Here is a 26571-nt window from a genome sequence, read left to right on the forward strand (position 1 = left end):
ATGAGTCTGCGCCTGATGATGTTGAGCGCCATCGCGCCGCTGCTGGCCCTTGCGCTTTACTTCGCCGGGGCCGAGATCTTTTCACTGGCCGCGCTATCGGAGCGTGAGGCGCGGGTCTCGCGCGTGGCCGAGGAATCGGAGCGGGTTTCCGACCTCATACACGAGTTGCAGAAGGAGCGGGGCTATTCCGCCGGCTTTACCGCATCTGGCGGCGGCAATTTTCGCGATGTGTTGGGCGAGCAGCGGCAGACGACCGATGCGGCCTTCGAAGCGTTTCGCGGTCACACGTCGGAAATCGCCCTCGTGGCGCCGACCGAGATCGCTGACGCCGGCGCGGGGTTGGCCATGCTCGCAGAACGGCGCGCGTCGATCGACGCGCTGCAACTGACCGTGCCAGAACTGGCGGGCTACTACACTGGTATCATTGATCATCTCATGTCGGCGTCGAGCCGCATACGGATCGGCGCGGGCGCCGATCGGGCGGCGGTCTTGATGGAAGCGGTGGAGTTGGTGGCGCTGGCCAAGGAAAGCGCGGGTCTGGAACGCGCGATGGGTGCGACGGGCCTCGGGGCAGAGCGGTTCCCCGATGCGGTCCACAGGCGCTTTGCCGAGCTTGGTGCCCGGCAGCGGGCGTTTCTGGCGCAGGCGGGAGCGACGCTGGATAGGCCCGATTTTGCCAAAGAGCTGTCCGCACGTCCCGCCGCGCAGACGATAGAACCGATGCGCGAGGCGATCGTGGCGCTGCCCTATAGCGGGTCGGCGGCAGGTATCGCAGCGCCAGACTGGTTTGCGGCCTCCACCGCCTGGATCGACGATCTGCGCGCGATCGAGACGGAACTGACCGAGGAACTGGCGGTGCTTACCGGCGCTGTTGCCGCCCATGCGCAAGGCGCACTTTGGGTGCGGGTCGCGGTGGCGGCCTCGGTCATTCTGGCGGTGGCGGCGTTTGCCATCACACAGACAGAGCTGATCACCCGGCGTCTGCGCAAGCTGACCGGGGTGATGAATGATTTCATTCAGGGCCGATTCGACTCCTGGGTGCCCTATATCAAGGGGCGGGGCGAGATCGGGGCCATGGCGAATTCGGTCTACCGGTTCAAACAGCTGACCCGCGCCGCCACCGAGAAAAAGGAGGCGGACGAGGCGCGGCTAAACGCCAAGCACCAGCAGGTTGTCGATCTGGTGACAGAGGGGCTCAACGCGCTGGCGCATTCGGACCTGACCCGCTCCTTCCACGACGAGCTGGCGCCGGAATACGATTCGATCCGCACCGATTTCAACACCGCCACGGCGCGGCTGCGCGACGTGATGCTGACCCTCGCCGATACCGTGGGCGAATTGCATGAGCGTTCCGGCGACATGCGCAGCTCCGCCTCGGATCTGGCGGAACGGACCAATACTCAGGTCGAAACCATCGCGCGCACCGCCGATACGGTCTCTGGCCTCACCGAAACCCTGGAGGAGACCACCGGTTCGCTGAAAGACGCCAAGCTGCTGGCCGACGAGGCCAAGGGCCGCGCCGACCGTTCCGGTCAGGTGGTGCGCAGCGCGGTGGCGGCGATGGACCGGATCGCCGAATCCTCTGGCCGGATCGCGCAGATCACTACGGTGATCGAAGACATCTCCTTCCAGACCAACCTTCTGGCGTTGAATGCCGGGGTCGAGGCGGCACGCGCCGGTGAAAGCGGCAAGGGGTTCGCGGTGGTCGCGATGGAGGTGCAGAGCCTGGCCAGCCGTTCCGCCGACGCAGCGCTCGAGATAAAGGCGCTGATCGAGGAAAGCGCGCGTGAGGTGAAGGGCGGCGTCGATCTGGTGGGCGAAACCGGCGAGTCGCTGGAGGCGATTCTCGACCAGATCCGCCGCGTCGATCAGGTGCTTTCCGGTGTCAGTGTTGCCGCCGAAAGCCAGAGCCACGAATTGCAGGGGGTCAATGCCGCGATGCGCAGCCTCAGCACACTGACCGCGCAGAACACCGCTGTGGCCGATGCCAGCCGGGACAGCTCGACCGAGCTCGCGGACCGTGCCCAGCATCTCGCGCAACTGGTGGCGGAGTTCGATCTGGGACGCGATGACAGAGACACCCCGCCGGCGCGAGCCGAGCGCGCCGCCTGATCCGCGCGGCATCGGCGCTTGACCGCCGCGCGCCGCTCGGCCAGTTTCGGGCGATGGACTGGCTGACAGAGCACAAGATACCGGTCGGCGACGCGGCCGAAGCGCTGTTCGGCTGGCTGCAACGCAATGCGACCTGGGCTTTCGATGCGCTGGCCTGGGCGATGGAGCGGCTGATCGAGGGCATCCTCTGGGTCTTGCAGACCCCGCCGGAGCTCCTGGTGATCGCGGTGTTCGTGGCGCTGGTCTGGGCGCTGCACCGCAGCTGGAAGGTTCCGGCCTTCGTTGCGCTAGGGTTCCTCTTCATCCTGAACCAGGGCTACTGGGAGGAGACCACCGAAAGCCTGACTCTGGTGCTCTCGGCCTGTCTCGTCTGCATGGGCATCGGCGTGCCCATCGGCATCGCTGCCGCGCACCGGCCACGGCTCTACCGCACGCTGCGCCCGGTGCTCGACCTGATGCAGACGCTGCCCACCTTCGTCTATCTCATCCCCTCCATCGTGTTCTTCGGCATCGGCATGGTGCCCGGGCTGATCGCCACGGTGATCTTTGTGCTGCCGGCGCCGATCCGGCTCACCCATCTGGGCATTTCCACCACGCCGAAGGCCCTGACCGAGGCGGCGCAGGCCTTTGGCGCGACCCCGCGCCAGACGCTCTGGAAGGTCGAACTGCCCTTTGCGGCACCGCAGATCATGGCCGGGCTGAACCAGACGATCATGCTGTCGCTGTCGATGGTGGTGATCGCGGCGCTGGTCGGCGCCGACGGGCTGGGCGTGCCGGTCTTGCGCGCGCTGAACCGGGTGGATACCGGGCTCGGATTCGAATCCGGTCTGATCATCGTGGTGGTCGCCATCATGCTCGATCGGGCGCTGAGGGTGCCCGGGTGAGCGCCGTCGTCCGTTTCCGCAATGTCTCGATCCTTTTCGGCGACCGGCCCGGTGCGGCACTGCCGCTGGCCGACAGGGGCCTGTCGCGCGCCGAGATCCAGGCCGAGACCGGGCAGGTGCTGGGCGTGCACAACGCCAGCCTGGATGTGGCCGAGGGCGAGATCGTCGTCCTGATGGGGCTGTCGGGCTCGGGCAAGTCGACACTGCTGCGCGCGGTGAACGGGCTCAACCCGGTGGCGCGCGGCGCGGTCGAGGTGCATGACGGCAGCGCTATGGTGGATGTCACAAGCTGCCGGCCCGACAGGCTGCGGCAGCTGCGGCAGAGCCGCATCGCCATGGTGTTTCAGCATTTCGGCCTGTTGCCCTGGCGCAGCGTCGCCGAGAATGTCGGCTTCGGGCTCGAGCTCGCGGGCATGGCGCCCGAGCTGCGGCGCGAGACGGTGGCGCGGCAGCTGGCGCTTGTCGGGCTCTCGGACTGGGGCGACCGCAAGGTGAGCGAGCTGTCGGGTGGCATGCAGCAGCGCGTCGGGCTGGCCCGGGCCTTTGCCACCGACGCGCCGATCCTGCTGATGGACGAGCCGTTCTCGGCGCTCGACCCGCTGATCCGCACCCGGTTGCAGGACGAGCTTCTCGATCTGCAACGCACGCTCCGGCGCACCATCATCTTTGTCAGCCACGATCTCGACGAGGCGTTCAAGCTGGGGGGGCGGATCGCCATCATGGAGGGCGGGCGGATCGTGCAATGCGGCACCCCGCGAGAGATCTTTTCGGCGCCGGTCAACGACTACGTGGCCGATTTCGTGGCCAATATGAACCCGCTCGGCGTGCTGACCGCGCGCGACGTGATGATGCCGGGCAGCGGCGGGCCCGAGGTCGTGGCGGAATTGCCGGTCCGCGACCTGATGGCGAGTCTGCGGGAGTGCCCGGCGCTGACGGTGATGGAGGGCGATACCGCTTTGGGCCAGGTCACCGCCGCCAGCATCGTCAACCGGCTGGCAGGCTGAGCCGCGCCATCAGCGCCGCGCGGCTGCGCCGCCAGAGATCGCTCAGCCCATGCAACTGGCTGCGGTCCGGATGGTTGCCGGATTTGTGCGCCGCCTCGATCCGCAGCAGCGCGACCCTCATCGCCTCGGCGCCGAAGGTGCCGCTGGAGCCGGCGCAGCGATGCGCGAGCGGCGCGAGCCCCGGTGCGTCGGGCTCCGATTGCGCGAGCAGGGCGATATCGCGCTCCATCTCGTCGAGAAACCGCGCGAGCAGCGCGTCGACCGCGCTTTTGGGCAGATCGGCCAGCAGTTGCGCAAGTAGGGTTTCGTCGATGAGCGCGTCTTCTCCCGGCCCGGGGGCAACGGGGTTGGAAACGGTCTCGGTGCCGGCGAGGGCATCAGCGATCGCCTGCATCAGCAGCGCGCGGTCGACGGGTTTGGTAAGGCAGGCGGTCATGCCGTCTTCATGGAACTGTGCCCATTCCTCGGGGAAAGCGTGAGCGGTCAGCGCGATGATCGGGGTCTCGGCAGACGTGCCGCCGCCCTGCCGAATGTGCCTCGTGGCCGTGCGCCCGTCCATCACCGGCATCGAGATATCCATCAGGATCACATCGAACCGCTCTATCGCCGCGCGGTCCACCCCGACGCGGCCGTTTTCCGCAAGTGTCACACGATGCCCGGCTGCCCCGAGCATTTCGCGCAGGATGAAGCGGTTGATCTCATTGTCCTCGACCACCAGCACATCCAGCGCGCGGGCGGGGCCGGTGCTTTGTTGCGGTGCCTGCGCGGCAGGTGCTGAAAAGTCCGGTGCGGGAGCGAGCGGCAGGCGGATCCAGAACAGGCTGCCCTCTCCCGGTTCGCTCTCAGCGCCGATCTCGCCGCCCATCAAGCGGGTGAAGCGTTTGGCGATGCCGAGCCCAAGCCCGGTGCCGCCGGTCTCGCGGGCGTAGGACGAATCGAGCGTCTCGAAATCCTTGAAAATGCGCGGCAGATCCGCCTCGGCGATGCCGATGCCGCTGTCGATTACCCTCAGCTCGATCTCGGACCTGTCTGGATCGAGATATTCCGCTTCGATCTCGACCGTACCGTTGCGGGTGAATTTCAGCGCATTGCCGATGAGATTCAGCAACACTTGACGCAGCCGCCGCGCATCGCCGATCACGCCCTCGCCCGGCGGCCCGATCCAGCGCCAGCGCAGGTCGTTGTGATACGTGTCGGCGAGCGGCTGGGCGGTTTGTACCACGCCTTCGAGCAGCCGGGGCAGGGAGAACGGCTCCGAGGTGGCCTGCATCTTACCGGCTTCGAATTTGGCGAGGTCGAGCACATCGTTGACCAGGTCGAGCAGCAGCCTGCCAGAGGACTGCATCCGGTCGAGCAGATCGGTCTGGCGTTCGGTCAGGCTGTGATCGCGCATCAGCTGCATGGTCCCGAGCAGCCCGTTTAGAGGCGTGCGCATCTCGTGGCTCATCACCGCGAGGAATTCCGATTTCGTCCGCTCGCCCGCGAGCGCCCGGTCGCGCGCCACTGTGAGCTGCGCCTCGGCCTCCTTCCATTTCGTGATGTCGCGGATATAGGCCACATAAAGCGGATGCTCCGCCTCTGCCCGGTCCACGGAAAGCTCGGCCGGAAAGCGGCGGCCGCCGCGCGCCTCAAGTACGGTTTCGAAATGACGCTCCTCCGGCAGAGGGCGCCGGCGCTCTTCGGCAAAGGCGAAGACGCCGTGGTCGAGCGCGTCGCGGTCTTCCTGCGGGATCAGGAAGTCGCGGGCGACCCGGCCGCAGGCCTCCTCCCGGCGGTAGCCGAAAATGCGCTCGGCAGCGGCGTTGAACTGGTGGATCGTACCGGTTTCGTCGGTGACGATGATGGCGTTGGGCGAAGTTTCGACAATGGTCTGCATGCGCGCGCCGGCGGCCTGGACCTCATCGGCGCGTTTGCGTGCCAGCCGGAACAGCCGGAACAGGGTGAAGGCCAGAAGGGTGAGCCCGAGAAACAACGCCATCAGCCCGGTGGCCATATAGATCATTAGCCGCGAGATGCTGTCGCGTCGCTTGTCGGAGACCTCGGCAAAGGCTCCAAGGGCGACCAGCGAGAAAGCCCGCACGTGCTTTTCAACGGCATCGGCACGCGCGATGAGTTGCGGTCGCGCCGCGATCAGCGCCGTGTCGGAGCCGTCGATCAATGGCACGGTCTCGTCGAGAAAGCTCTGTATCTGCTGGCGGGGGGCGGTGAACCTGTCGGTATGCGGCAGCGAACGGAACAGCCGTCCGCTGCTCATCCTGTCCATGCGGCTGTAGAAGATATCAAAGCGCTCGCGCAGCGTGTCGAGCCCGCCCCGGCTCGTTTCGAGTTTTTCCAGCGCCAGCCGGAATTGCAGAAATTCGACATCGGCCTGCGACAGGCTCCATTGCAGATTGTCGGAATTCGCCGTCGAATAGTCGTCGATCTCGCGCAGGATGAGCCAGCCCAGCCAGACCACCAGAGCGCCCCAGAGCAGCAGTGCGAGGCCGGTCTGAAGAACCGTCCATCCGCGGGAGAAGGGCCTGTCGGGCGGGGCCTGCTGCATGGTCCAACCGTCACTCCATCACATTGATGCGGTCGAGCTGCCAGATGCTGCGGGCATAAACCTGCTCGCTCTGATAGGCGCGGTCGGAATCGTAGGGATAAATGATCCAGAGCGGGCCCTTGTCGCGCAGCGACATTGGCCTGCCGTTGTTGCTATGGGCAATTATCGGCGCGCCGGTCTCCCAGTCCTCGCGGGGAATATCGACGGCGTAATCGTTGATCGCGGTGGCGCGGATCGTGCTGCCGGTGGCGCCCAGGGCCGCCAGCAGATCGTGCAGCGCGACGCCGGTGAAGCGCTGTTCGCCATCGGTCCATATCGTGCGGGTGGTAAAGCTGGTCTGTGTCATCGCTTCCAGCATCGCGCGGTCGAAACGCGCCGAATCGCCATCATTCGTCCGGGTGATCTGCCCCGTCACAGTCAGCAGGGGAGGGCCGGCGGGGGCGGGAAGCTCGGCAGCGGAAAGCGGCAGGGCGAGGCTCAGAAACACAAGCAGACTGCGGCAGAGAAGCGAAAGGAAGGGCATGTCACGGCTCCGTTTTTCGGGGCGGCAGGGCCGAGTGCCCCTGTGGTGGGCACGGGCATCGGTTTGCCGCTCTTCATCGAGGCCTAGGCCATGTTCGTTAAGAAACCCGCCACACGGTTGCGATTTTTGCGCGGTCCGCGGATCGGCGTGGCAAATAGTGCGGTGTTAACGGTTTGCCCGCAATTTCGCCGGCAGAATGTGATCGCCAGCCTCGTGATTCGCAGTGACCGCCAGGGAGATGCTTTGTGCGCGCGACCCAAGAAACGCAAACCGTGCCCTTGCTGCGCGTTCTGATCGCCGACGATCACGATCTGCTGCGCGACACGCTGGAGCTGTTTCTGGAAAGCGAGGGCGATTTCGAAACGGTCAGCGTGGCGAGCTTCTATGAGGCTGAAAAGCTGGTGAAGGCCGGCGAATATTTCGATCTGGTGCTGCTCGATTATTCGATGCCGGGGATGAACGCGCTCGATGGGCTCTACCGGATGACCGCGCTCGAGGGGGCGCGGCGCGTGGCGGTCATCTCGGGCACCGCCAGCCGCGATGTGGCGGAAAAGGTGCTGGAGGCGGGGGCGGCGGGGTTTGTGCCCAAGACGCTCTCGGCGAAATCGCTGGTCAATGCGGTGCGCTTCATGGCGATGGGTGAGCAATACGCGCCGCTGGAATTCATGCGCGGGGAGGAGCGCGTGCCGAACCCGATGGCGGAGCGGCTGTCGCGGCGCGAACTGGAGGTGCTGGAGGGGCTGACGCAGGGCAAGTCGAACAAGGAGATCGCGCGCAATCTCGAAATCCGCGAGCCGACGGTCAAGCTGCATGTAAAGACGCTCTACCGCAAGATCGGCGCGGCGAACCGCACTCAGGCGGCGCTATTGGCGCGCGAAGCGGGGTTGTTCTGATGATGCGGCAGGAGAACGGCGCAGGATGCGGAGGCCGGCCCGCATGGCAGCGCCTCGGATCCTGCCTGAAACGGCGGATCATGTGGCGCCGGTCATACCCATTTCGCCATGGGCGGCAGGCTCATCAGCACAGCATTGGCATCATGCCCCGTCGCCAGACCGAACTTCGTGCCCCGATCATAGACCAGATTGTACTCGGCATAGAGGCCGCGATGCACCAGTTGCGCATCTTTTTCGGTTTCACCAAAGGGCATTGCCCGGCGCTTCTCCACCAGCGGCAGATAGGCCGGCAGGAAGGCGTGGCCGATATCCCGGGTCAGGGCGAAATCCGCCTCCCAGTCGCCGGTATTGCGGTCATCCATGAAGATACCGCCGACGCCGCGCGCCCGCTTGCGATGCGGGATGTAGAAATACTCGTCTGCCCAGGCCTTGAGCTCGGGGTAGAGTGTGGCGCCGTGCGGGTCGAGATGCGCTTTTTGCGTGGCGTGAAAATGCGCCGTGTCCTCAGGGTATTCGAGGCAGGGGTTGAGATCGGAGCCGCCGCCGAACCACCAGGCGCCGGGCGTCCAGAACATCCGCGTGTTCATATGCACCGCCGGCACATGCGGATTCTGCATATGCGCCACCAGGCTGATGCCCGAGGCCCAGAAGCGCGGATCGCTCTCGATGCCGGGCACGCCGCGCGCCGCCATCGCCTTTTGCGCCGCCGCCCCCAATGTGCCGTAGACGGTCGAGACGTTCACGCCGACCTTTTCGAACACCCGTCCGCCGCGCATCACGCTCATCAGCCCGCCGCCGGCATCGGACCCGTCATCGGCCTGCCGCGAGGTGGGCGTGACCTCGAACCGGCCCGCCGGCGCCGCCGAGAACGGCCCGCTGACATGGCTGTCCTCCAGCGCCTCAAAGGCCGCGACGATCTCGTCGCGCAGCGTGCGGAACCAGTCCGAGGCGCGGGCCTTGCGCCCGGCGAAAGCGTCGATATCGGTCATCAGTGTCTCCTCGCATCCCACCGGCCCGTGTTAGCGGCAAGCGCCGCGCGGGGCAATCAATGCGCGGGAGCGGCCACCGGATCGAGCAGGGTGCGACCGCCATCGACGGTCAGGATCTGCCCTGTCATGAAGCCCGAGCCCTCGGAGGCAAGGAATTGCACCGCCTCGGCCAGCGCGCCGGGCCCCGCGATGCGGCCCAGCGGCGTGTGTTCCTCGATCTCGCGGCGATAATCGGGGTTCGCCTTCAGCTTGTCCTTGAGGCTGGCGGACATGACCGAGCCGAAGCCTACGCCGTTCACCCGGATCTTGTTCGGGGCCAGCGACACCGCCAGCGAGCGGGTCATCTGGTCGAGCGCGGCGCAGGAGACCGAATAGGCCATCAGCTTCTGCTGGGTGCGCCGCGAGGCGATGGAGGAGAGGTTGATGATCGCGCCGGCCTGACGCTCATTGTCGCCACTGGTCTGCTTGATCATGCGGTTGGCGACGATCTGGCTCAGCCGCAGCGCCGGCATGAGGTTCTGCCCCAGCAGCGTCTCAACCGTCTCGTCTTCGAGATCGAGCGGATCGGAAGGCATCATCTGGCGCGCGCCGTTCACCAGGATATCGACCCGGTCGAAGGCGTCGAGCGTGGCCGAGAGCAGGTTGGCAAGCGTCAGCCGCTCGCGCAGGTCGCCGGCGAAGTAACACATGTTGCCGCCGTCGGTCTCCTGCCCGCATTCCTTGGCGAGGCGGTTCTCGTCCATATCCGCGAACATGACATTCGCGCCCTTGTTGGCGAAATGGCGGGCGATTGCGAGACCCACGCCATTGGCGGCGCCGGTGACGATGGCGGTCTTGCCTTCGATGGAATAGCTCATGCAGCGGTCCCTGCGATTTGTCCCCTGGGCGGGACGTTAGCGAAGATCATCGGTTCGGGCGAGAGGCGTGAAGGATCTTGAACCGGTTGTCGCCGGCGGTTTCCGCACTGTCGCGAAACTGTGCCTCAAGAGCGGTCTCGTAGGGCAGGTGGCGGTTGGCCACCAGCCAGAGATGGCCCGAAGGCTTCAGCATGCGCTTGGCGGCGGCGATAAAGGCCTGGCCGAGCGCCGGATCGGATTTACGCCCGGTATGGAAGGGCGGATTCATCACCACGGCGTCGAGCGGCTCGGGCGGTGTCCAGGCGGTGGCATCGGCCCAGTGAAACCGCACGCGCGGGTCGGCAACGTTGCGCCGCGCGCAGTCGAGCGCGCTGTGATCGGCCTCGACCAGATGCAGTTCGGCGAGGCTGTCGCGCGCCAGCAGCCCGGTGGCGAGCCCGCCCCAGCCGGCGCCGAGGTCGGCGACGCGCGCGCCAAGCTTGGCAGGCAGGGCGGCGAGCAGCGCCTCGGAGCCCGGATCGGGCGCGTCGGCGGAGAACACGCCCGGCGCGGTCCAGAGACCGTAGCTGTTCTGCGCCGGGCCGCGCGCCCAGTCGGCAAAGGCGTCGGAGGCTGTGAACCAGACGGTCTTGCCATGCGCCTTGGAGACCTGACCCAGCAGCGCCCCCCGGGCTTTCACAGCTTTGGCGAGCGGTTCGATGCCATCGGTTTTCTGCCCGTCGAGCACGATCAGCCCGCCGGGCGCGGCGTTGCAGGCCATGGCGACGCGCGCCTCGGCGAGATCGCGGGCGCGGGGCAGGAAGACGATGGCGGCGGCAAAATCGCCCTCGGGCGCCAGCGTCACCGGTACGCCGCGCGCCGTCCAGGCGTCGTGATCGGGCTTGAATCCCTGCACCACGGTGCAACGGTCGAGCGGCAGGGCATCGGAATAGAGATCCCCCGGCGCGCCGATCAGCAGGATCGGCCCTTCAGCGGGCAGGGTCAGGCCCGCCTCTGTCGCAAAACTCAGTCTGTCGGCTGTCATGGCAGGGCCGGCGCGGGCGCGCGGCTCACTCCTTTTCCATGGTGCATTGCAGCGGGTGCTGGTGGCGCCGGGCGAAATCCATCACCTGGCCCACCTTGGTCTCGGCAATTTCGTGGCTGAAGACCCCGACGACGGCAACGCCCTTTTTGTGGACGGTCAGCATGATCTCAAACGCCTGCGCGTGCGACATGCCGAAAAACCGTTCGAGCACATGCACGACGAATTCCATCGGCGTGTAATCGTCGTTCAGCAGCAGCACCTTGTAAAGCGGCGGGCGCTTTGTCTTGGGCTTGGTCTGAAGGACCACATCGGCATCGCCCTCGCCGTCGTCGGTGGACGAGGGCCGGTTGGCGAGGCGGACGGTTTTTTCCGTGATGGTGAATGTCATCTCGGGCTCAAGGCGCTTTGCGGTTCAAGGTTCGAAGCGTCTATATAAAACGGCGCAGCCCGCGAGGAAAGGGTTGCACGACGGAGTCTCTCTTATATGACGCGGAATTTGCAAACAATCGGTTTCGATGCGGACGATACGCTCTGGCATAACGAGCGGTTTTTCCAGCTGACGCAGCAGCGATTCGCAGACTTGCTTGCGGAACATGCAGATGCCAAACATCTGGACGCCAGGCTGCTGGAGGCGGAGCGGCGCAATATCGGCCACTATGGATTCGGGGTGAAGGGCTTTGTCCTGTCGATGATCGAAACCGCCATCGAGGTGACCGAGGGGCGGGTGCCGGGCGCGGTGATCGGCGAGATTCTCAAGGCGGGACAGGAGATGCTGGCGCATCCGATTGAACTGCTGCCGCATGCGCGCGAGGCGGTCGAAGAGCTGGCGGAGGGGCATAACCTGGTGCTGATCACCAAGGGCGACCTGCTGCATCAGGAACGCAAGCTGGCGCAATCCGGGCTGGGCGAGCTGTTCGATGCGGTGGAGATCGTCTCGGACAAGCAGCCCGAGACCTACTCGCGGATCTTTGCGCAGACCCCGGGCGGTGCTGAGGCGGCGATGATGGTGGGCAACTCGCTGAAATCCGATGTCCGGCCCGCCATCGAGGCGGGCAGCTGGGGTGTTTACGTGCCGCACGATCTGATGTGGACGCTGGAAATGGCCGATAAACCGGTGCATCCGCGTTTTGTCGAGCTGCCCGATTTGGGGGCGCTGCCGGGGCTTGTTGCTCGCATCGGTTGAGTCGGCGGCGAGGCGCCTGCCACAATTTCGCCGCAATCGCTTTTCTTGGGCATGTGCACAAGCGCGGCGCTAAATGTGGATTTTTGCTTCGGAAAAAGGCCAGAAAACCAATAAATTGCAGGGTTTCTTTGATGTGGATCTCGTGCTACATTTATCCTTAATGACAAGAATGCTCATCGGAAAAATCCGGGGGCGAGAGGCAGCAAAAGGCGGATACCGTGACGGGACGGCGTAGGCAACGGCCGGGCCGAGCAGGCCTGTATGTTTTCACAATAGTATGGATGCTCATCGCGGTACCGATGAGCGTAATGGCGGCGCCTTATGCCGCGATGGTGATGGACGCGCGATCTGGCGAAGTCCTTCATGCGGAGAATGCGGATACGCCGCTGCATCCGGCATCGCTCACCAAGATGATGACGCTCTATATCGCCTTCGAGGCGGTCGAGCATGGCGAGCTGAGCATGGACACGCTCGTAACCGTGTCGCGCAACGCAGCCGCCGAGCCGCCGTCGAAGCTGGGGCTTCGGCAGGGGCAGAAGATCAAGCTGCGCTATCTGGTGCGCGCCGCGGCGGTGAAATCGGCCAACGATGCCGCCACCGCCATCGGCGAGGCGATTGCCGGGTCCGAGGCCGCCTTTGCCCGCCGGATGAACCGCACCGCCAAGGCGATGGGCATGACCCGGACCAATTTCAAGAACGCCAACGGCCTGACCGAGAGCGGGCATATGTCGACCGCTCGCGACATGTCGATGCTGGGCCGGCACATGATCTATGATTATCCGCAGTATTATAACCTGTTCTCGCGGGTCACGACCCATGCGGGGATGCGTGAGGTGGCCAATACCAACCGCCGCTTCCTGGGGCAGTATCGCGGTGCCGACGGCATCAAGACCGGCTATACCCGCGCCGCCGGCTTCAACCTCGTGGCCTCCGCTGAGCGCGGACAGGAGCGGATTATCACCACGGTGTTCGGGGGTCGCTCCACCGCGTCGCGCAACGCCAAAGTGGCCGAGCTGATGGATCTGGGGTTCAAGCGGGCGGGCACCCGCGTTGCCCTGCGTCGGCCCGGCAAGCCGCCCTATCTCGGCAACAAGGATCTGGGCAATATCGCCGTAGCCCGCAGCGCCGATCCTTCGCCGGACGGGGCGCGTGGCAAGACGGTCCGCGTGGTGAGCGCGGCGGTTACCCGCAGTCTGCGGCCGCAATCCCGCCCGGGTGCCTCGGGCACCGATGTGGCGCCGCTGGTGGCCAGCGTCGAGGGCGATATCGAAACCGTTCTGGCGTCGGTGCAGACCGCCGAGGTCGCGGCAGAGCCCGCGCCGGTGCCGGAGCAGGTGGCGGATGCTTCGGACGTGGCTCCGGGCGCTTCGGTCAAGCCGGTGCGCCGTCCCAAGGGCATCGTGCTGGCCAGCGCCGCCGCGGTGGCCGCCGCGGTGGCCGCCGCAGAGCCCGTCGCCGAGCCGGTCGAGGAACAGGAGGTCGTCACCCGGCTGTCCACCTCCGGCGGGCGCCACTGGGGCATCAATGTGGGCCGCTATCCCAGCCGCTACTCTGCCGAGAAGGTGCTGCTGAAAACCGCGCTGATGGAGACCAGCACGCTTGATGGCTCCCTGCGCAAGGTGGTGAACCGCAGCAGTGGCTTCGACGCCAATTTCATGGGGCTGAGCCGCGAAACAGCAGATCTCGCCTGCCGTCGCCTTCAGGCTCGTCAGGTGACCTGTTTCATGATCGGCCCGAGCTGAGCGAGACCAAGACCGCACCGGCGAAAACGCCGGGCGGACCTCCAGAGCCCTGCCCCCGGCCACCTCGCCGGGGGTTTTCTTTTGCGGGGTGTTCTTCAGTCGAAGAGTGTCGCCTGCCCGGGCGGTTTCGGCGCGGCCATGCCGAGATGGGTCCAGGCGCGCTGTGCCAGCATCCGCCCGCGCGGGGTGCGTTGGATGAGCCCCTGTTGCAGCAGATAGGGCTCGATCACCTCCTCGATGGCGTCGCGGCTTTCCGACAGCGCCGCCGAGATCGTCTCGATCCCCACCGGGCCGCCGGCGTAGTGCTCGGCGATCAGCGTCAGATAGCGCCGGTCGGCGCCGTCGAGCCCTAGCCCGTCGACGCCCAGCCGGGTCAGTGAGCGGTCGGCCAGCGCCTGGGTCACCACGCCATTGCCCTCGACCACGGCGAAATCCACCACCCGGCGCAGCAGACGCCCGGCGATCCGGGGCGTGCCACGTGCGCGCCGCGCGATCTCGCGGGCGCCATCGGGCTCCGCCCGCACGCCGAGCTTTTCGGCGTTGCGGGTGACGATGCTGTTGAGCTCCTCCACCGTATAGAATTGCAGCCGCGTCGGAATGCCGAAGCGGTCGCGCAGCGGCGTGGTCAGCAGCCCCAAACGGGTGGTCGCGCCGACCAGCGTGAAGGGTTGCAGCTCGATCCGCACGGTGCGCGCGGCGGGGCCTTCGCCGATCACTAGATCGAGCTCGTAATCCTCCATCGCCGGATAGAGCACCTCTTCCACCGCCGGATTCAGTCGGTGAATCTCGTCGATGAAGAGCACGTCGTTGCGTTCGAGATTGGTGAGGATCGCCGCCAGATCGCCGGCCTTGGCCAACACCGGGCCGGAGGTCATGCGGAACCCCACGCCCAGCTCGCGCGCCATGATCTGCGCCAGCGTCGTCTTGCCGAGCCCGGGTGGGCCGTGAAACAGCGTGTGGTCCATCGCCTCGCCGCGCGCGCGGGCGGACTGGATGAAGACGCGCAGATTGGCGCGCGCCTCCGCCTGGCCGACGAAATCGTCGAGCATCTGCGGCCGGAGCGCGCGGTCGCGGTCCTCGGCCATCGGCTCGGGGCGCAGGGTCGGATCCGGTCCGGTCATGGGTCAGCCCTTTCGCGTCATCCCTTGGGGGCGAGTAGCCGCAGCGCGGCGCGGATCAGCTCGGCGGTATTGGCCTCGGGCGCCTCGCCCGCCGCCTGCGCCACCGCTGCCGCCGCCTCTCCCGGGGCATAGCCGAGATTGCTCAGCGCCGAAAGCGCCTCGGACTGCGCGGGGGCGGCAGGGGCAGGGCGCGGAGCGGCCGGGGCCGGCGTGACGGGCGCCGCGTCGTCGAGCACCTCGGGGCCGGCGCTGGCCACAGGGCCCACGCCCATCGCCATGACCGTCGGCGCCTTGTCCTTCAGCTCGTTCACCACGCGCTGCGCGGTCTTGGGGCCGATGCCCTTGGCGGCCTTGATGGCGTTCCAGTCGCCGAGCGCGATGGCCCGGCTCACCCCGTCGGGGCCGAGCGTGCCGAGGATCGCCAGCGAGGCCTTGGCGCCCACGCCCTGCACCGACATCAGCAGCCGGTGCCATTCCTTCTCCACCAGTGTGGGAAAGCCGAAGAGCTGCAACAGATCCTCGCGCACCAGCAGGTCGGTATAGAGCGCGGCGGCCTCGCCCGCGCGGGGCAGGGAGGCCAGCACCCGGTCGGAGCAATAGACCACATAGCCCACGCCACGCACGTCGATGAGGACGTGATCCTCGCCCTTGTATTCGATCCGTCCGGCAACGCGCCCGATCATGCCTTTACCCTCATCCGCTGTGCGCCCAGGTGATGCGCATGACAAATGGCGATGGCCAGCGCATCCGCTGCATCCGGTCCGGCGATCTCCACCCCTGGGAGCTGCATCTTCACCATATGGTCGATCTGCCGCTTGTCCGCATGGCCGACGCCCACCACGGTCTTTTTCACGCTATTGGGGGCATATTCGCCGACCTCCAGCCCGAACTGCGCCGGCACCAGCAACGCGATGCCGCGCGCCTGGCCGAGCTTCAGCGTGCCGGCGCCGTCGCGGTTGACGAAGGTCTGCTCCACCGCCGCGATCTCGGGCTGCCAACGGCTCAGCACCTCGGTGAGCTGGGAGTGCAGCGACAGCAGCCTGCCGGCCAGAGCGCCGGTGCCCGATTCGCAAATTCCGTTGGCGACATGGCGAAGACGGCTGCCTTCGGCGTCGATGATTCCCCATCCGAGATGCCGCAAGCCCGGATCGATGCCCAGAACCCTCATACCTGCCCGCCTTTGTGTTGCTTTTATACCTCGAATTAGCACGAAACGCGAACATCCGCCAAGCCCCCGCAGCGGCTCATTTCCACCCGAGCCATGCAAAAATGCCGTGGGCGGCGCCGGAAACCGACATGACGCCGCTTTTGGGCGACAGCGCGCGAGTCGATTTATGCAATTCATTTCCAACAGCTTAAGGGCGATGCGAGCTATGCCGAAATCGCATAGGGCCCATGCGTTTTCAGGGTGTTGCTGGATCGAGCAGAGCCGCCTATTTGCCGCATATAAATTACGCACTCTGAAAACTTCAGGACAAGGACACTGACCTATGTCGGCATATGACACCTTCCGCGCGCAAGACGGCGCCGCCGGCCTGGCCGGCCGCATCGGCACCGTTTTTGTTTCTGGCTTTGGCGCCGCTCCCGAGCGCAGCGCATCCGCATCCGTCGCGATTGCGGCGCAGATCAGCCGTTTTGCTTCGGCGATCTCCGACGCACTCATCGCATGGAACGAGATGCGCCTGACCCGCAAGAGCCTCGAAGCTCTGAGCGACCGCGAACTCGATGATATCGGGCTGACCCGCGCCGATATCGACATGGTGGCACGCGGACGCTGAGGCATGCACCTCATCGCGCCGGAACGGCGCAGCCGTGCCAGCAGGCCAGAAAAAAGGGCCGCGTCTTTCGGATGAAGACGCGGCCCTGTTACGTTTTACCCAAGCCCAACAGAGACAGTCGGAGAGAGAAACGGTCCGGAATGGATCCGGCTGCGGAAACTCAGGACAGGTAAGGCAGGATGAGTGTGGCCAGCGACGCGGTCACGGGATCGGTGCCCATCAGCCAGGCGCCGGCGCGTTCGATCAGGGTGCCGTTCGCCAGATGTCCGATGCGGAGCGCATAGTCTTCTGCGCCGAGACTGGCGAGAAGAAACGCCTTGAACATGAAAAAGCAGAGGCCGGCAAGAAGCGCGAGGCGCAGCGAGAACCCTTTGGCACGAACCCGGCGGATCGGCTTGTGCTCGATCGTGCCGTTGCGGTTCACCTTCGTGACATAGCCCTGCGCAAGCCGGCGATGTCGCGCCGTCACTTCGCGCTGGCGCTTGTCGAAATTGCGTAACGCCCTGTCCATGGCAACCTCGTAAAACCCGGCCCCCACCGAATGTCGGAGGTTATGAGTGCGAATTGCGGCAAATTTGAGGCGATTGCCTTGGGTTCTCCTCAAATCCGGCGATTCTCAAGCGGATTTGCGAAGCGTTAAGGTTACCCAGTCGCCAATCTCGTCTCGTTGCACGAGATTGATGCCGTTCCGTGCATAAACCTCGACGACCTCATCCGCCTGCCGGGTGAGTATTCCGGACAGAATCGCATATCCGTTCGTATCGAGATGCTCTGCCATCGAAGGGGCGAGGTCGATCAGCGGCTGTTTCAGGATATTGGCAAAGACCAGATCGAAGGGCGCGCGGGCGGCCAGCTCGGGATTGCCGAAGCCCGCCGCCTCCACGCAGCTCACCTTGCCGGTCAGGTCGTTGGCGCGAACATTGGCCTCCGCCACCTCGACGGCGACTTCGTCGATATCTGACGCGATCACCGGATCGGGCCAGATCCGCGCGGCGGCCATGGCCAGCACGGCGGTGCCGCAGCCGATATCGGCGACGCTCTTGCCGGTGAAGCCCTCCGTCGCCAGCCGGTCGAGTGCCCGCAGACAGCCCAGCGTGGTGCCGTGATGGCCGGTGCCAAAGGCCATGGCGGCCTCGATCAGCAGCGGCTCGGCGCCTTCGGGGATCTTGTCGGCGTCATGGCTACCATAGACAAAGAACCGCCCCGCCTCGACCGGGGTTAGTTCGCGGCGCACCTTGTCGACCCAGTCGGTATCGGGCACTTCGGAGACCACGAAGTCCTGCGCGCCGAAAGCCGCCGCCAGCAGCGCCAGCTCGATCCCGTCGGGCTCTTCGGTGAAATAGCCGCCGACCTCCCAGGTGCCCGAGCCGTCCTCGATCTCGAAGACGCCGACGCCGGTGGGCATCGGGTCGAGCTCTTCCATCGCCTCGCCGAGCGCCTCGGCGGGCTCCTTGGCGGAAAGCTTGGTGAAGGCGGTCCAGGTCTTGGGCATGAGAATGTCTCCGGGTGGGTCGCGGCCCGATAGCGCGTTTGACGCGGCTTGGAAAGAGGCGGCGCCGGCCCTCGGCCTTCATCTTTCCAGATACACTCCCGCCGGAGGCATCCGCCCTTGCGACCGGGCTATTCCGCCGGGGCCGGGGCGGTGAGCTGGGAAAAGATCGTCTCGTTGCCCGGTTCGGGGTGGCGCGGGATCATCAGCGCCAGCCCCAGCGAGGCCAGCGCCATCGCGGCGGCGAGGCCGAACACGGCGCCCGGCGAGACCAGCCAGAGATAGCCCAGCAGGAAGGGCAGGAAGACCGCCGCGATGTGGTTGATGGTGAAGGCCACGGCGGCGGTGGGCGCCATATCGCCGGGATCGGCGATCTTCTGGAAATAGGTCTTCAGCGCCAGACGCAGCGCAAAGAAGACATGGTCGATCACATAGAGCACCGAGGCCAGCACCACGCCCCAGCCGAACCAGTAGATGCCACCATAGAGCACGAACACAATCGTCAGCCCGACATATTCAAAGATCAGCACCGGGCGCTCGCCATAGCGGTGCACCATCTTGCCCAGCAGCGGCGCCGCCACGAGGTTCACCACGAGGTTGATCAGAAACAGCGCGGTCACCTCATGCACCGAGAAGCCGAAGCGCTCGACCATCATGAACCCGGCGAAGACGATAAAGATCTGTCGCCGCGCGCCGGCCATGAATTGCAGCGCATAATAGAGCCAGTAGCGCTTGCGCAGCACAAAGCTCTTGCGCTGCGGGTTGGGGCTTTCGAATTGCGGAAAGACCAGTGCGCAATAGGCCACGATCACCAGCGTCAGCCCGCCGGAGGCGAGATAGACCGTGTTGTAGGACAGGCCCAGCGACTCCCAGGTCATGACGATGGCCACATAGGCGACGAAGGTCGCGGCGCTCGCCGCCGAGAGCAGCCAGCCCAGCATCTGCGGCGCCCGGTCCTTGGGCAGCCATTGCAGCTGGAGGCTCTGGTTCACCGTCTCGTAATAGTGGAACCCGATGGAGCTGAGCATGGTGACGATCAGCAGCCCGGCCATGGACGGAAACCAGGCGGTGACCGCGGTCGCCGCACCCAGCAGCGCGAGCGCCGAGAGCGCCAGAACCTGCTCGCGCATCACCAGCAGCACCAGGATCACGCCGATGGCGAGAAAGCCGGGGATCTCGCGCACCGTGTGCAGCCAGCCGATATCGGAGCCGTCGAACTGCGCCGCCTCGATGACGAAATTGTTCAGAAGCGCCGACCATGTGGCGAAGCTGAGCGGCATTGCCACGGCCATGAGAAAGAGCAGGGTGATGGGGCGCCGCCAGACCGGCAGAGTCCCCGCGGCAGCAAGAGGCACGATACGAGTCATGACTTGTGCTTTACGCCGGAATTTACCCCAAGGCGAGCGGATAGTCTGTGCGTCAGAGCGCAGAGCTCTTCCTCAGGCTTGCGAAAACCGGTACTCTACATCTGCAAAGCGGTCGCGCGGGAAGACATAGAGAAAGCGCAGACCTTCCGGTCCCGCAACGGTGCCGTGTTCCGCCTCTTCGGGAATAAAGAGAGCGATCTCTGGGCCGAGCGGATGCGGGACGCCGTCGATGGTCACGATGCCGGCGCCGGAGAGACCGAAATAGATCTCCGCCGGACCGTGGCGATGCGGCAGCAAGGTGCCCATGGGGCCGAACTCCGCGATGCCCAGAACCATTCCCTTGGTGGGCGTGCGGTCGGCGCAGAAAAGAGTCCGCCAGAAAACGCTGCCAAAGGCCGGATCCTCGCCGCCCTCAAGCGGGGTGTTCGCCGCATCCGCCATCACCGCAAGCGACATCAACGCGGCCAGCTGAGGCACGACGATGGGGGTGATCTCGGGCTGGGTCATGGGCGGCACACTCCTCGTGCGGGGTTTCGCCAGCGATGCCGTTTCGCGCCGCCGAAGTCGCGCCGAATTCCGACCTCGATGTCGCGAAGCGGCGCCCATGATCTGAATCAAGGCGCACATATTCGCATGCGGGCATGAGTCCCCGCCAAAAGGAGCCCGCGCCATGGATCTTATCGCTCTCGTCGAACGACTCGGAGAAAGCCCGACCGCCGCGCTCTTCGGTCTGCTCACCGGCACGGTCTTTGGCATCGCTGCGCAGCGCTCGCGCTTCTGCCTGCGGGCGGCGACGGTGGAATTCGCCCGCGGCGCGATGAAGGACAAGGTGGCGGTCTGGCTGCTGACCTTTTCCACCGCGCTGGTCTGGGTGCAGGGCGCGCAGCTGCTGGGGTTCTTCGACGCCTCCAACGCGCGAATGATGGCGGTGCCGGGCAGCTGGTCGGGCGCGATCATCGGCGGGCTGCTGTTCGGCGCGGGCATGGTGCTGGCCAATGGCTGCTCGGGCCGGCTGCTGGTGCTGGCCGCCACAGGCAACCTGCGTTCGGTGATCTCGGGGATGATCTTTGCCGTGGTGGCGCAGATGAGCCTTTCGGGCATCCTATCGCCCTGGCGCGACAAGCTGGCGGCGCTTTGGGTGACTTCAGGCGGTCGCAACATGGACCTGCTGGCGGCGGCGCATCTGCCGCGCGAGGCGGGGCTGGTCATCGGCCTGATCATCGCCGCCATCGCGCTGGAGCTGTCGCGGCGCAACCGCATCGGCTTTTCCCGGCTGATCTTCGCGTCCGGCGTCGGCTTTGCCGTGGCGCTGGGCTGGGGGCTGACCTATGCGCTGTCGAACGTGGCCTTCGACCCGGTGCAGATCGAAAGCGCCACTTTCACCGGCCCCTCGGCGCATACGCTGATGTTCTTCCTCGACCGGGGCGCGGTGCTGGAATTCGACGTGGGGCTGGTGCCGGGCGTCTTCATCGGCGCCTTCCTCGCCGCCGCCTGGGGGCGGGAGCTGAAATTCCAGGGTTTCGATGGCCCGACGCCGCTGCGCAACGCGATGATCGGCGCCGCGCTCATGGGCTTCGGCGGCATGCTGGCGGGCGGCTGCGCCATTGGCGCGGGGGTCACCGGCGGGTCGATCTTTGCCGGCACCGCCTGGATGGCGCTCTTTTGCATGTGGATCGGGGGGATGACCATGGATGTGCTCATGGGCGGACGGCGGCAATGCGCCACGGCCTGAGCGCTGATGTGGCGCGTGGCGCAAAGTTTCCGCTTCAATCCGCCCGCAGCCGCCCATTATAAGCGCCCCCGTCGCAAGCGAAGGAGGGCGCCATGCAGCCTCAGGACATCGAGCCGCTGTTCACCCGCAGGGACGGCAGCTATTTCTGCGCCCGCTGGGGGCGGCCCATCGTGCCCATTGTCTTCGGGGTCGAGGATGCGACGCTGGGTGTGGTGAAGGGCGCCTTCGAGGCGATCTGCGCCATGGCGGGCCACAAGATGGCCGAGACCGATCCGGAATTCGGCGCCAATGTCATGGTGTTTTTCTTCCGCGACTGGGGGGAGCTGCTGGAACTGCCCGATCTGGGCCGGATGATCGACGGGCTCGACGAGATGGTGGCGCGGTTGCAGGCGGGCGGGGCCAACCAGTACCGCGTGTTCCGTTTCGACCGCGACGGCGCGATCAAGGCGGCGTTCGTCTTTCTGCGCATGGACAAGGCGCTGGCGGCGCAGCCCGCCGAGGAGCTGGCGCTGGCGCAGGTGGTGCAGGTGATGCTGGTCTGGTCCGAGACCGCCTTTGCCGAGCGCTCGCCGCTGGGGCGGCTGGAGGATGGGCGCGTGGTGCTGCGCCCGGACATCGCCGGCGTGCTGCGCGCGGCCTATGATCCGGTGATGCCGGCCATGGCGCAGGATCCGAGCCACGCGCTGCGGCTGGCGGCGCGGGCCGGGCAGGGCGCCTGAGTTCACGCTTTTGAAAGGCCTGCCGGGCTATGGCTGGTGTCGCAGAATGCGATGGCAGGAGAAACCGGCGGCCTCATGGGGCGATTTCGCGACAGAATCCGGATTTGCGCGCTTGCGCTGTGGCTGGTGTGTGCAGCCGGCGGCGGCTTGGCGGCGCCGGGGGCGAGTTTCGTCATGGATGCCCGCACCGGGCAGGTCTATGCGGCGGAGAATGCCGATGCCCGGCGGCACCCGGCCTCGCTCACCAAGATGATGACGCTCTATCTGGCCTTTTCGGCGGTGGAGCGCGGCCGGCTGGCGATGGAGGATGTGGTGCGCATCTCCGCCAGGGCCGCGCTGGAGCCGGGCTCACGTCTCGGGCTGCGCGCGGGGGAGCGGGTGACGCTGCGCGATCTGATCACCGCCACGGCGGTGCGCTCGGCCAATGACGCGGCCACGGCGCTTGCCGAGGCGGTGGCGGGAAGCGAGACCGCATTCGTGACGCGGATGAATGACGCGGCGCGGCGGATGGGCCTGCGCAACACGCGGTTTCGCAACGCGCACGGGCTGACGGCAGAGGGGCATTATTCCACCGCCCGCGACATGAGCCTGCTCGGGCGGCAGCTTGCCCTCGATTTCCCGCAATTCTTCGAGCTGTTCCGCCAGCGAAAGGCACAGGCGGCGGGGCGCGAGATCCTGCATACCAACCGCCGCTTTCTGGGCGCCTATGCGGGCGCGGACGGGATCAAGACCGGCTACACCAGTGCCGCGGGCTACAACCTGACCGCCTCCGCCCGGCGCGGCAGCAAACGGCTGATCGTGACGGTGATGGGGGCGGGCTCGTCTGCCGAGCGCAGCGCGCGGGTGTCACGGCTGATGGATGCGGGGTTTGCCAAAGCGCCGGAACGGGCAAAGCCGATGCCTCCGCGCACCGCACCGCGCCCACTGCTGGCGGATCGGGCGCCGCTCTTCACCGCCGCGGCAAACGGTGCCGTTACAGACGCGAGCCCGCCACTGGGGGCGGGCTCGGTCGGTGTGTTTGCCTTGCGCTGAGCGTCGGGGGTCAGGCCCCGGCGCCCACCATGCCGACGATCTCGTAGGTCTTCTTGAGGATCGGTGCCGCGATGGCGCGGGCGCGGTCTGCGCCGCCGCTGAGGATGCGGTCGATCTCTGCCGGGTCTTGCATATAGCGGGCCATTTCCGACGAGATCGGCGCCAGCTTGGCCACCGCCAGATCCGCAAGCAGGGGCTTGAACTCGGAGAACGGTTTGCCGCCCATCTCTGCCATCACCTGCGCCGCCGGCATCTCGGCCAGGGCTGCGTAGATATTGACGAGGTTGCGCGCCTCGGGCCGCCCCTCCAGCCCGTCTAGATCGGAGGGCAGGGGCTCGGGGTCGGTCTTGGCCTTGCGGATCTTCTTGGCGATGGCATCCGCATCGTCGGTCATATTGATCCGCGAGGCGTCCGACGGGTCGGATTTCGACATCTTCTTGGAGCCGTCGCGCAGCGACATGACCCGAGTGGCAGCCCCCTCGATCACCGGCTCGGTGATCGGGAAGAACTCGGTCTTGAAGTCATGATTGAACTTGATCGCGATGTCGCGGGTCAGCTCCACATGCTGTTTCTGGTCCTCGCCCACCGGCACATGGGTGGCGTGGTAGATCAGGATGTCGGCGGCCATCAGCGCGGGATAGGCGAAGAGCCCCAGCGAGGCTTTCTCGGCATGTTTGCCGGCCTTGTCCTTCCACTGCGTCATCCGGTTCATCCAGCCCATCCGGGCGACACAGTTGAAGATCCAGGCGAGCTGCGCATGCTCGGCCACCTGGGACTGGTTGAAGAGGATCGACTGCGTCGGATCGAGCCCGGCGGCAAGGTAGCCGGCGGTCAGCTCGCGGGTCTGCCGTGTCAGCGCCTCGGGGTCTTGCCAGACGGTGATCGCATGCATGTCGACGACGCAATAGATCGTCTCGACACCGCTTCCCTGCATGTCCACGAAGCGCTTGATCGCGCCGAGATAATTGCCGAGCGTCAGGCCTCCGGACGGCTGGATGCCGGAAAAGACGCGCGGGGTGAAGGCGGGATTGTTCTGGGCCGCCTCGGACATGGGCCATACTCCGTCTGGATATTCGGGTGGCGCTGGCTTACCCATGCCCCGACATGCCGTCAAGAAAGAGCCCGCCATGGTGCATCCGCATAACGAACCGCCCCTGAACCCGATGCCGCCCGTCGTGATGGCGCTGTTCATCGTCATCGTCGGCGTGGAGGCGGTGTTTTCGCTCGGCAGCTACGGGATCGTCGGCGGCCCGGAGGCGGTGGGCTGGCGCCTCGACGCGATGGAGCGTTTCGCCTTTCTGGCGCCGGTGCTGCAATGGATGCTCCAGACCGGGCAGTTCCCGGCGGAGCATGTGATCCGGCTGTTCAGCTACCCGTTCGTGCATGGCAATTTCACCCATGCGCTCTTTGCCGGGGTGATGTTGCTCGCCATGGGCAAGATGGTGGCCGAGGCGCTGGGCTCGCTGCGCACGGCGGTGCTGTTCTTTGCCTCCACGCTGGGCGGCGCGCTTGCCTATGGGCTGCTGCTGGATACACGGGTGCCACTGATCGGGGCGTTTCCGCCGGTTTACGGGCTGATCGGAGCGTTCACATATCTGCTCTGGCTGCGGCTGGGGCAGATGGGCGCGCAGCAGATCCGGGCGTTTTCGCTGATCGGGATGCTGCTGGCGATCCAGCTGCTCTTTGGCCTGATCTTCGGCGGTAGCCAGGACTGGGTGGCCGATTTGGGCGGGTTTGCCACCGGGTTCCTGCTGGCAACCGTGCTGATCCCGGGCGGCTGGGCGCGGCTGCTGGCGCGGTTCCGGCGGGATTGAGGCGGTTCGCGGGGCGCGCGTGGTGGTTGGAAAGCCACCCTACGCCTCGAGCCTTTCGTGAGCCGCGACATCGTCGGCCCGTGGGGTGGCGATCTGCCTTGAGAACCTCTCGATTTATCCCGGCCAAGTCCGAAAGACCTCAACACATCGCGCTGGCGTCACCAAATCGCCAGCCCGCCCGGACGGGTCGGCGATGTCGCGGCGGCCTGCGGCCTTGTTCCGCGCCGGGGCAGGGTTACGCCGTAGGGTGGGTTTCCAACCCACCACCTCCTTCAGAACATATCCGCCGGCAACAGCGGCAACAGGCGCGAGAGCTTCTTGCTCTGCGCCATCGGGTAGGGCAGGGCAAAGCCCTCGCGCTCTTCGGGCGGTTTCGCGGCATTGGCGAGCGCCGCCTGCCGCCATGTCCGCGCCTGCACCGTGCTCTGCGCGCCGAGCCGGGGGCCGAGCCATTTCTCAGCCAGCCGCTCGCGCAGCGCCTTCACATCGTCGGGACGGCGGAACAGCACCGAGGCCTCGGTGTCCCAGCGCAGCGAGCGACCGTTGAGATTGGCCGAGCCCACCATGCCCACCCGGTCGTCGACCAGGGTGACCTTGGAATGCACATAGACCGGCCCGGCGCCGAGCACCTGCGCCACCTCGTCCTCGGCGGGGCGGTCCTGCCCGGGCGAGATCAGCGCCAGACGGTCGCCGAAGACATGGGAGAGCCGCGCCACCGCCTCGGTCTGGAGCGCGTGGCCGTGGCGCGCGTCCCAGCCGATATCGCTGCTGAAAAGCACCCGCTCGGCGGCGGGAGGCAGCACGATCACCAGTTGCAGATCCGGATGGCGCCGCGCGGCGCGGGCCAGCGCCTCGACGATGGGGCGGTGACGCAGGAACTGGGTCTCGATATAGATATGCCGCTGTGCCTCGCCGATCATCGCGATCAGCGCTTTCTCGTGGTCCTGCACGCGGGCGCGGGGTGCCAGTCGGGCCGGGCCGCCGCAGGGGGCGGAGACCGTGCGCACCAGGCGCAGATCGGCGGGGGCCTGCGGGCGGATGCTGGTGTCGAGCGGCTCTGCCGCGCCGCTCAGGCTCGGCGTGCCGCAGGCAAGCGCGGCGTTCCAGGTCTCGGCGAAATGCAACCGCAGCGTGGCGGAGAAATCCGCGTCCTCGACCTGCATCGAGACATCGTGCCAGGTCTCTGCCGGCGGGCGGTCGTGATCGGGCGTGTCGTAGCGGCGCTCGTTGATGTCGAGCCCGCCGATGATGCAGCGCGTGCCGTCGGCCACGGCGAATTTCTGGTGGATGGTCACAGGGCGCAGCCGCACCGGCCCCTTGATCAGCGCCCGCTGCACCGGGGTGAGCCGTGCCGGGTCTTCGGATCGCAGGGCGCGCAGGCTGGCGCCGATGCGCCCGCGCATCGCCAGGTGCCAGAGCGGCCCGGCCTTTTGCCCATGTGGCGCGCAGAGCACCTGCGCATCGCCTTGGAGTACCTCGGCGAAGCCGCTGGCCGAGGTCCAGGCCAGCCGGTGCAGATCCGAGGTGAAAACCGGATCGAAATCCGCCAGGATCAGCCGCAGCCTCACCCCGCGCCGGGCCACCAGCGCCAGCAGGTCCGCCCATGTATGCAGGCCCTGCTCGATGAGCTCGGGGCTGCGCAGCCGGGTGCGCGGATCGAAGATCCGGAAGGAGAGCACAAGCTCCTCGCGCGCCGTGTCGGCGAGGCGTTCGAGCGCGGGAAAGCCTTCGGCGGCGGTGATGAGCGAGGTGAGCGACATGGGCGG

At 66.4% G+C, this 26571-nt stretch carries 26 protein-coding genes; 11 read left to right on the forward strand and 15 right to left on the reverse strand.

The window, feature by feature from the left end; genetic code table 11:
• From I6N89_RS06500 to choV, 3 genes are read left to right on the forward strand one after another with little or no spacing between them, the layout of a single operon-like run.
• A complete protein-coding gene (locus tag I6N89_RS06500; RefSeq protein ID WP_207017433.1) occupies positions 1-2112 on the forward strand; it encodes a nitrate- and nitrite sensing domain-containing protein in 2112 nt (703 codons plus the stop codon).
• A gap of 53 nt (positions 2113-2165) precedes the next feature.
• Positions 2166-2996 (forward strand): choline ABC transporter permease subunit, encoded by an 831-nt coding sequence (gene choW, locus I6N89_RS06505; protein ID WP_207017434.1) that lies wholly within the window; start codon positions 2166-2168, stop codon positions 2994-2996.
• Positions 2993-4000, forward strand: coding sequence for a choline ABC transporter ATP-binding protein (choV, locus tag I6N89_RS06510; RefSeq protein ID WP_207017435.1), 1008 nt, complete (start codon positions 2993-2995; stop codon positions 3998-4000). The genes choW and choV overlap by 4 nt, the downstream gene beginning before the upstream one ends.
• On the opposite strand, the gene I6N89_RS06515 is transcribed toward choV, so the two are convergent.
• Positions 3981-6542, reverse strand: coding sequence for a hybrid sensor histidine kinase/response regulator (locus tag I6N89_RS06515; protein ID WP_207017436.1), 2562 nt, complete (start codon positions 6540-6542; stop codon positions 3981-3983). The two genes, choV and I6N89_RS06515, sit on opposite strands and share 20 nt — an antisense overlap.
• Before the next feature lie 10 nt (positions 6543-6552).
• A complete protein-coding gene (locus I6N89_RS06520) occupies positions 6553-7065 on the reverse strand; it encodes an oxidoreductase (protein ID WP_207017437.1) in 513 nt (170 codons plus the stop codon).
• Between the two features lie 281 nt (positions 7066-7346).
• Between I6N89_RS06520 and I6N89_RS06525 the strand changes: the two genes are divergently transcribed.
• Positions 7347-7958, forward strand: a complete 612-nt coding sequence (locus I6N89_RS06525) for a LuxR C-terminal-related transcriptional regulator (RefSeq protein ID WP_207017509.1) — start codon at positions 7347-7349, stop codon at positions 7956-7958.
• 92 nt (positions 7959-8050) lie between these two features.
• Here I6N89_RS06525 and hemF read toward each other — a convergent pair whose 3' ends face one another.
• Genes hemF through clpS form a run of 4 tightly spaced genes read right to left on the reverse strand, consistent with a single transcriptional unit; the run spans position 8051 to position 11216 of the window.
• Positions 8051-8947, reverse strand: coding sequence for an oxygen-dependent coproporphyrinogen oxidase (gene hemF / locus I6N89_RS06530; RefSeq protein ID WP_207017438.1), 897 nt, complete (start codon positions 8945-8947; stop codon positions 8051-8053).
• Between the two features lie 56 nt (positions 8948-9003).
• Entirely contained in the window at positions 9004-9804 is an 801-nt protein-coding gene (locus I6N89_RS06535; protein WP_207017439.1) for an SDR family NAD(P)-dependent oxidoreductase, read from the reverse strand.
• Between the two features lie 46 nt (positions 9805-9850).
• Positions 9851-10828, reverse strand: coding sequence for a class I SAM-dependent methyltransferase (locus I6N89_RS06540; protein WP_207017440.1), 978 nt, complete (start codon positions 10826-10828; stop codon positions 9851-9853).
• Positions 10829-10853: 25 nt separating this feature from the next.
• The gene (gene clpS / locus I6N89_RS06545; RefSeq protein WP_207017441.1) at positions 10854-11216 is read right to left on the reverse strand and encodes an ATP-dependent Clp protease adapter ClpS; all 363 of its coding nucleotides are present in this window, start codon (positions 11214-11216) and stop codon (positions 10854-10856) included.
• 96 nt (positions 11217-11312) lie between these two features.
• Between clpS and I6N89_RS06550 the strand changes: the two genes are divergently transcribed.
• Together I6N89_RS06550 and I6N89_RS06555 are read left to right on the forward strand one after the other, a co-directional pair.
• Positions 11313-12011, forward strand: coding sequence for an HAD family hydrolase (locus I6N89_RS06550; RefSeq protein ID WP_207017442.1), 699 nt, complete (start codon positions 11313-11315; stop codon positions 12009-12011).
• A gap of 281 nt (positions 12012-12292) precedes the next feature.
• Positions 12293-13753: a D-alanyl-D-alanine carboxypeptidase family protein gene (locus I6N89_RS06555; protein ID WP_207017443.1), complete on the forward strand. Its 1461-nt coding sequence runs from the start codon at positions 12293-12295 to the stop codon at positions 13751-13753.
• Between the two features lie 95 nt (positions 13754-13848).
• Here the strand turns inward: I6N89_RS06555 and ruvB are convergent, their stop codons facing one another.
• The 3 genes from ruvB to ruvC are packed head-to-tail and all read right to left on the reverse strand — an operon-like array spanning position 13849 to position 16042.
• On the reverse strand, positions 13849-14874 hold the full coding sequence (gene ruvB, locus I6N89_RS06560) for a Holliday junction branch migration DNA helicase RuvB (RefSeq protein WP_076696907.1): 1026 nt from the start codon (positions 14872-14874) through the stop codon (positions 13849-13851).
• A 17-nt stretch (positions 14875-14891) separates the two neighbouring features.
• On the reverse strand, positions 14892-15557 hold the full coding sequence (gene ruvA, locus I6N89_RS06565) for a Holliday junction branch migration protein RuvA (RefSeq protein WP_207017444.1): 666 nt from the start codon (positions 15555-15557) through the stop codon (positions 14892-14894).
• On the reverse strand, positions 15554-16042 hold the full coding sequence (ruvC, locus tag I6N89_RS06570; protein WP_207017445.1) for a crossover junction endodeoxyribonuclease RuvC: 489 nt from the start codon (positions 16040-16042) through the stop codon (positions 15554-15556). The genes ruvA and ruvC overlap by 4 nt, the downstream gene beginning before the upstream one ends.
• A gap of 322 nt (positions 16043-16364) precedes the next feature.
• Here ruvC and I6N89_RS06575 point away from each other — a divergent pair, with 322 nt between their 5' ends.
• Positions 16365-16652 carry a DUF1127 domain-containing protein gene (locus I6N89_RS06575; RefSeq protein ID WP_207017446.1) on the forward strand — a complete coding sequence of 96 codons (288 nt, stop codon included), beginning with the start codon at positions 16365-16367 and terminating at the stop codon, positions 16650-16652.
• A gap of 160 nt (positions 16653-16812) precedes the next feature.
• Here I6N89_RS06575 and I6N89_RS06580 read toward each other — a convergent pair whose 3' ends face one another.
• From I6N89_RS06580 to I6N89_RS06595, 4 genes are all read right to left on the reverse strand, one after another.
• The gene (locus I6N89_RS06580) at positions 16813-17163 is read right to left on the reverse strand and encodes a hypothetical protein (RefSeq protein ID WP_207017447.1); all 351 of its coding nucleotides are present in this window, start codon (positions 17161-17163) and stop codon (positions 16813-16815) included.
• 105 nt (positions 17164-17268) lie between these two features.
• Positions 17269-18144, reverse strand: coding sequence for a 50S ribosomal protein L11 methyltransferase (locus tag I6N89_RS06585; RefSeq protein ID WP_207017448.1), 876 nt, complete (start codon positions 18142-18144; stop codon positions 17269-17271).
• Positions 18145-18272: 128 nt separating this feature from the next.
• Positions 18273-19508 (reverse strand): MFS transporter, encoded by a 1236-nt coding sequence (locus I6N89_RS06590; protein ID WP_207017449.1) that lies wholly within the window; start codon positions 19506-19508, stop codon positions 18273-18275.
• A 72-nt stretch (positions 19509-19580) separates the two neighbouring features.
• Positions 19581-20015, reverse strand: coding sequence for a cupin domain-containing protein (locus tag I6N89_RS06595; RefSeq protein WP_207017450.1), 435 nt, complete (start codon positions 20013-20015; stop codon positions 19581-19583).
• 163 nt (positions 20016-20178) lie between these two features.
• Here I6N89_RS06595 and I6N89_RS06600 point away from each other — a divergent pair, with 163 nt between their 5' ends.
• From I6N89_RS06600 to I6N89_RS06610, 3 genes are all read left to right on the forward strand, one after another.
• The gene (locus I6N89_RS06600) at positions 20179-21240 is read left to right on the forward strand and encodes a YeeE/YedE family protein (RefSeq protein ID WP_207017451.1); all 1062 of its coding nucleotides are present in this window, start codon (positions 20179-20181) and stop codon (positions 21238-21240) included.
• A 92-nt stretch (positions 21241-21332) separates the two neighbouring features.
• Positions 21333-21959 (forward strand): hypothetical protein, encoded by a 627-nt coding sequence (locus I6N89_RS06605; RefSeq protein ID WP_207017452.1) that lies wholly within the window; start codon positions 21333-21335, stop codon positions 21957-21959.
• Between the two features lie 75 nt (positions 21960-22034).
• Entirely contained in the window at positions 22035-22991 is a 957-nt protein-coding gene (locus tag I6N89_RS06610) for a D-alanyl-D-alanine carboxypeptidase family protein (protein WP_207017453.1), read from the forward strand.
• A 10-nt stretch (positions 22992-23001) separates the two neighbouring features.
• Here I6N89_RS06610 and trpS read toward each other — a convergent pair whose 3' ends face one another.
• A complete protein-coding gene (gene trpS, locus I6N89_RS06615) occupies positions 23002-24042 on the reverse strand; it encodes a tryptophan--tRNA ligase (RefSeq protein WP_207017454.1) in 1041 nt (346 codons plus the stop codon).
• Between the two features lie 76 nt (positions 24043-24118).
• Between trpS and I6N89_RS06620 the strand changes: the two genes are divergently transcribed.
• The gene (locus I6N89_RS06620; RefSeq protein ID WP_207017510.1) at positions 24119-24805 is read left to right on the forward strand and encodes a rhomboid family intramembrane serine protease; all 687 of its coding nucleotides are present in this window, start codon (positions 24119-24121) and stop codon (positions 24803-24805) included.
• Positions 24806-25077: 272 nt separating this feature from the next.
• Here I6N89_RS06620 and I6N89_RS06625 read toward each other — a convergent pair whose 3' ends face one another.
• The gene (locus I6N89_RS06625; protein WP_207017455.1) at positions 25078-26565 is read right to left on the reverse strand and encodes a phospholipase D family protein; all 1488 of its coding nucleotides are present in this window, start codon (positions 26563-26565) and stop codon (positions 25078-25080) included.
• Between the last annotated feature and the right edge of the window lie 6 nt (positions 26566-26571).

Source organism: Salipiger abyssi (assembly GCF_017311415.1).
Lineage (GTDB): Bacteria > Pseudomonadota > Alphaproteobacteria > Rhodobacterales > Rhodobacteraceae > Salipiger > Salipiger abyssi_A.

Excerpts from the sequence above, each read along its gene's own strand:
- I6N89_RS06600 (WP_207017451.1), top strand. The coding sequence starts at position 20,179 with ATGGATCTTATCGCTCTCGTCGAACGACTCGGAGAAAGCCCGACCGCC.
- clpS (WP_207017441.1), bottom strand. The coding sequence starts at position 11,216 with ATGACATTCACCATCACGGAAAAAACCGTCCGCCTCGCCAACCGGCCC.
- I6N89_RS06610 (WP_207017453.1), top strand. The coding sequence starts at position 22,035 with ATGGGGCGATTTCGCGACAGAATCCGGATTTGCGCGCTTGCGCTGTGG.
- I6N89_RS06500 (WP_207017433.1), top strand. The coding sequence starts at position 1 with ATGAGTCTGCGCCTGATGATGTTGAGCGCCATCGCGCCGCTGCTGGCC.
- I6N89_RS06535 (WP_207017439.1), bottom strand. The coding sequence starts at position 9,804 with ATGAGCTATTCCATCGAAGGCAAGACCGCCATCGTCACCGGCGCCGCC.
- I6N89_RS06515 (WP_207017436.1), bottom strand. The coding sequence starts at position 6,542 with ATGCAGCAGGCCCCGCCCGACAGGCCCTTCTCCCGCGGATGGACGGTT.
- hemF (WP_207017438.1), bottom strand. The coding sequence starts at position 8,947 with ATGACCGATATCGACGCTTTCGCCGGGCGCAAGGCCCGCGCCTCGGAC.
- I6N89_RS06605 (WP_207017452.1), top strand. The coding sequence starts at position 21,333 with ATGCAGCCTCAGGACATCGAGCCGCTGTTCACCCGCAGGGACGGCAGC.
- ruvA (WP_207017444.1), bottom strand. The coding sequence starts at position 15,557 with ATGATCGGGCGCGTTGCCGGACGGATCGAATACAAGGGCGAGGATCAC.
- I6N89_RS06625 (WP_207017455.1), bottom strand. The coding sequence starts at position 26,565 with ATGTCGCTCACCTCGCTCATCACCGCCGCCGAAGGCTTTCCCGCGCTC.
- ruvC (WP_207017445.1), bottom strand. The coding sequence starts at position 16,042 with ATGAGGGTTCTGGGCATCGATCCGGGCTTGCGGCATCTCGGATGGGGA.
- I6N89_RS06580 (WP_207017447.1), bottom strand. The coding sequence starts at position 17,163 with ATGGACAGGGCGTTACGCAATTTCGACAAGCGCCAGCGCGAAGTGACG.
- I6N89_RS06520 (WP_207017437.1), bottom strand. The coding sequence starts at position 7,065 with ATGCCCTTCCTTTCGCTTCTCTGCCGCAGTCTGCTTGTGTTTCTGAGC.
- I6N89_RS06540 (WP_207017440.1), bottom strand. The coding sequence starts at position 10,828 with ATGACAGCCGACAGACTGAGTTTTGCGACAGAGGCGGGCCTGACCCTG.
- I6N89_RS06550 (WP_207017442.1), top strand. The coding sequence starts at position 11,313 with ATGACGCGGAATTTGCAAACAATCGGTTTCGATGCGGACGATACGCTC.
- ruvB (WP_076696907.1), bottom strand. The coding sequence starts at position 14,874 with ATGACCGGACCGGATCCGACCCTGCGCCCCGAGCCGATGGCCGAGGAC.
- I6N89_RS06555 (WP_207017443.1), top strand. The coding sequence starts at position 12,293 with ATGCTCATCGCGGTACCGATGAGCGTAATGGCGGCGCCTTATGCCGCG.
- I6N89_RS06585 (WP_207017448.1), bottom strand. The coding sequence starts at position 18,144 with ATGCCCAAGACCTGGACCGCCTTCACCAAGCTTTCCGCCAAGGAGCCC.
- I6N89_RS06595 (WP_207017450.1), bottom strand. The coding sequence starts at position 20,015 with ATGACCCAGCCCGAGATCACCCCCATCGTCGTGCCTCAGCTGGCCGCG.
- choW (WP_207017434.1), top strand. The coding sequence starts at position 2,166 with ATGGACTGGCTGACAGAGCACAAGATACCGGTCGGCGACGCGGCCGAA.
- I6N89_RS06620 (WP_207017510.1), top strand. The coding sequence starts at position 24,119 with ATGGTGCATCCGCATAACGAACCGCCCCTGAACCCGATGCCGCCCGTC.
- trpS (WP_207017454.1), bottom strand. The coding sequence starts at position 24,042 with ATGTCCGAGGCGGCCCAGAACAATCCCGCCTTCACCCCGCGCGTCTTT.
- I6N89_RS06590 (WP_207017449.1), bottom strand. The coding sequence starts at position 19,508 with ATGACTCGTATCGTGCCTCTTGCTGCCGCGGGGACTCTGCCGGTCTGG.
- I6N89_RS06575 (WP_207017446.1), top strand. The coding sequence starts at position 16,365 with ATGTCGGCATATGACACCTTCCGCGCGCAAGACGGCGCCGCCGGCCTG.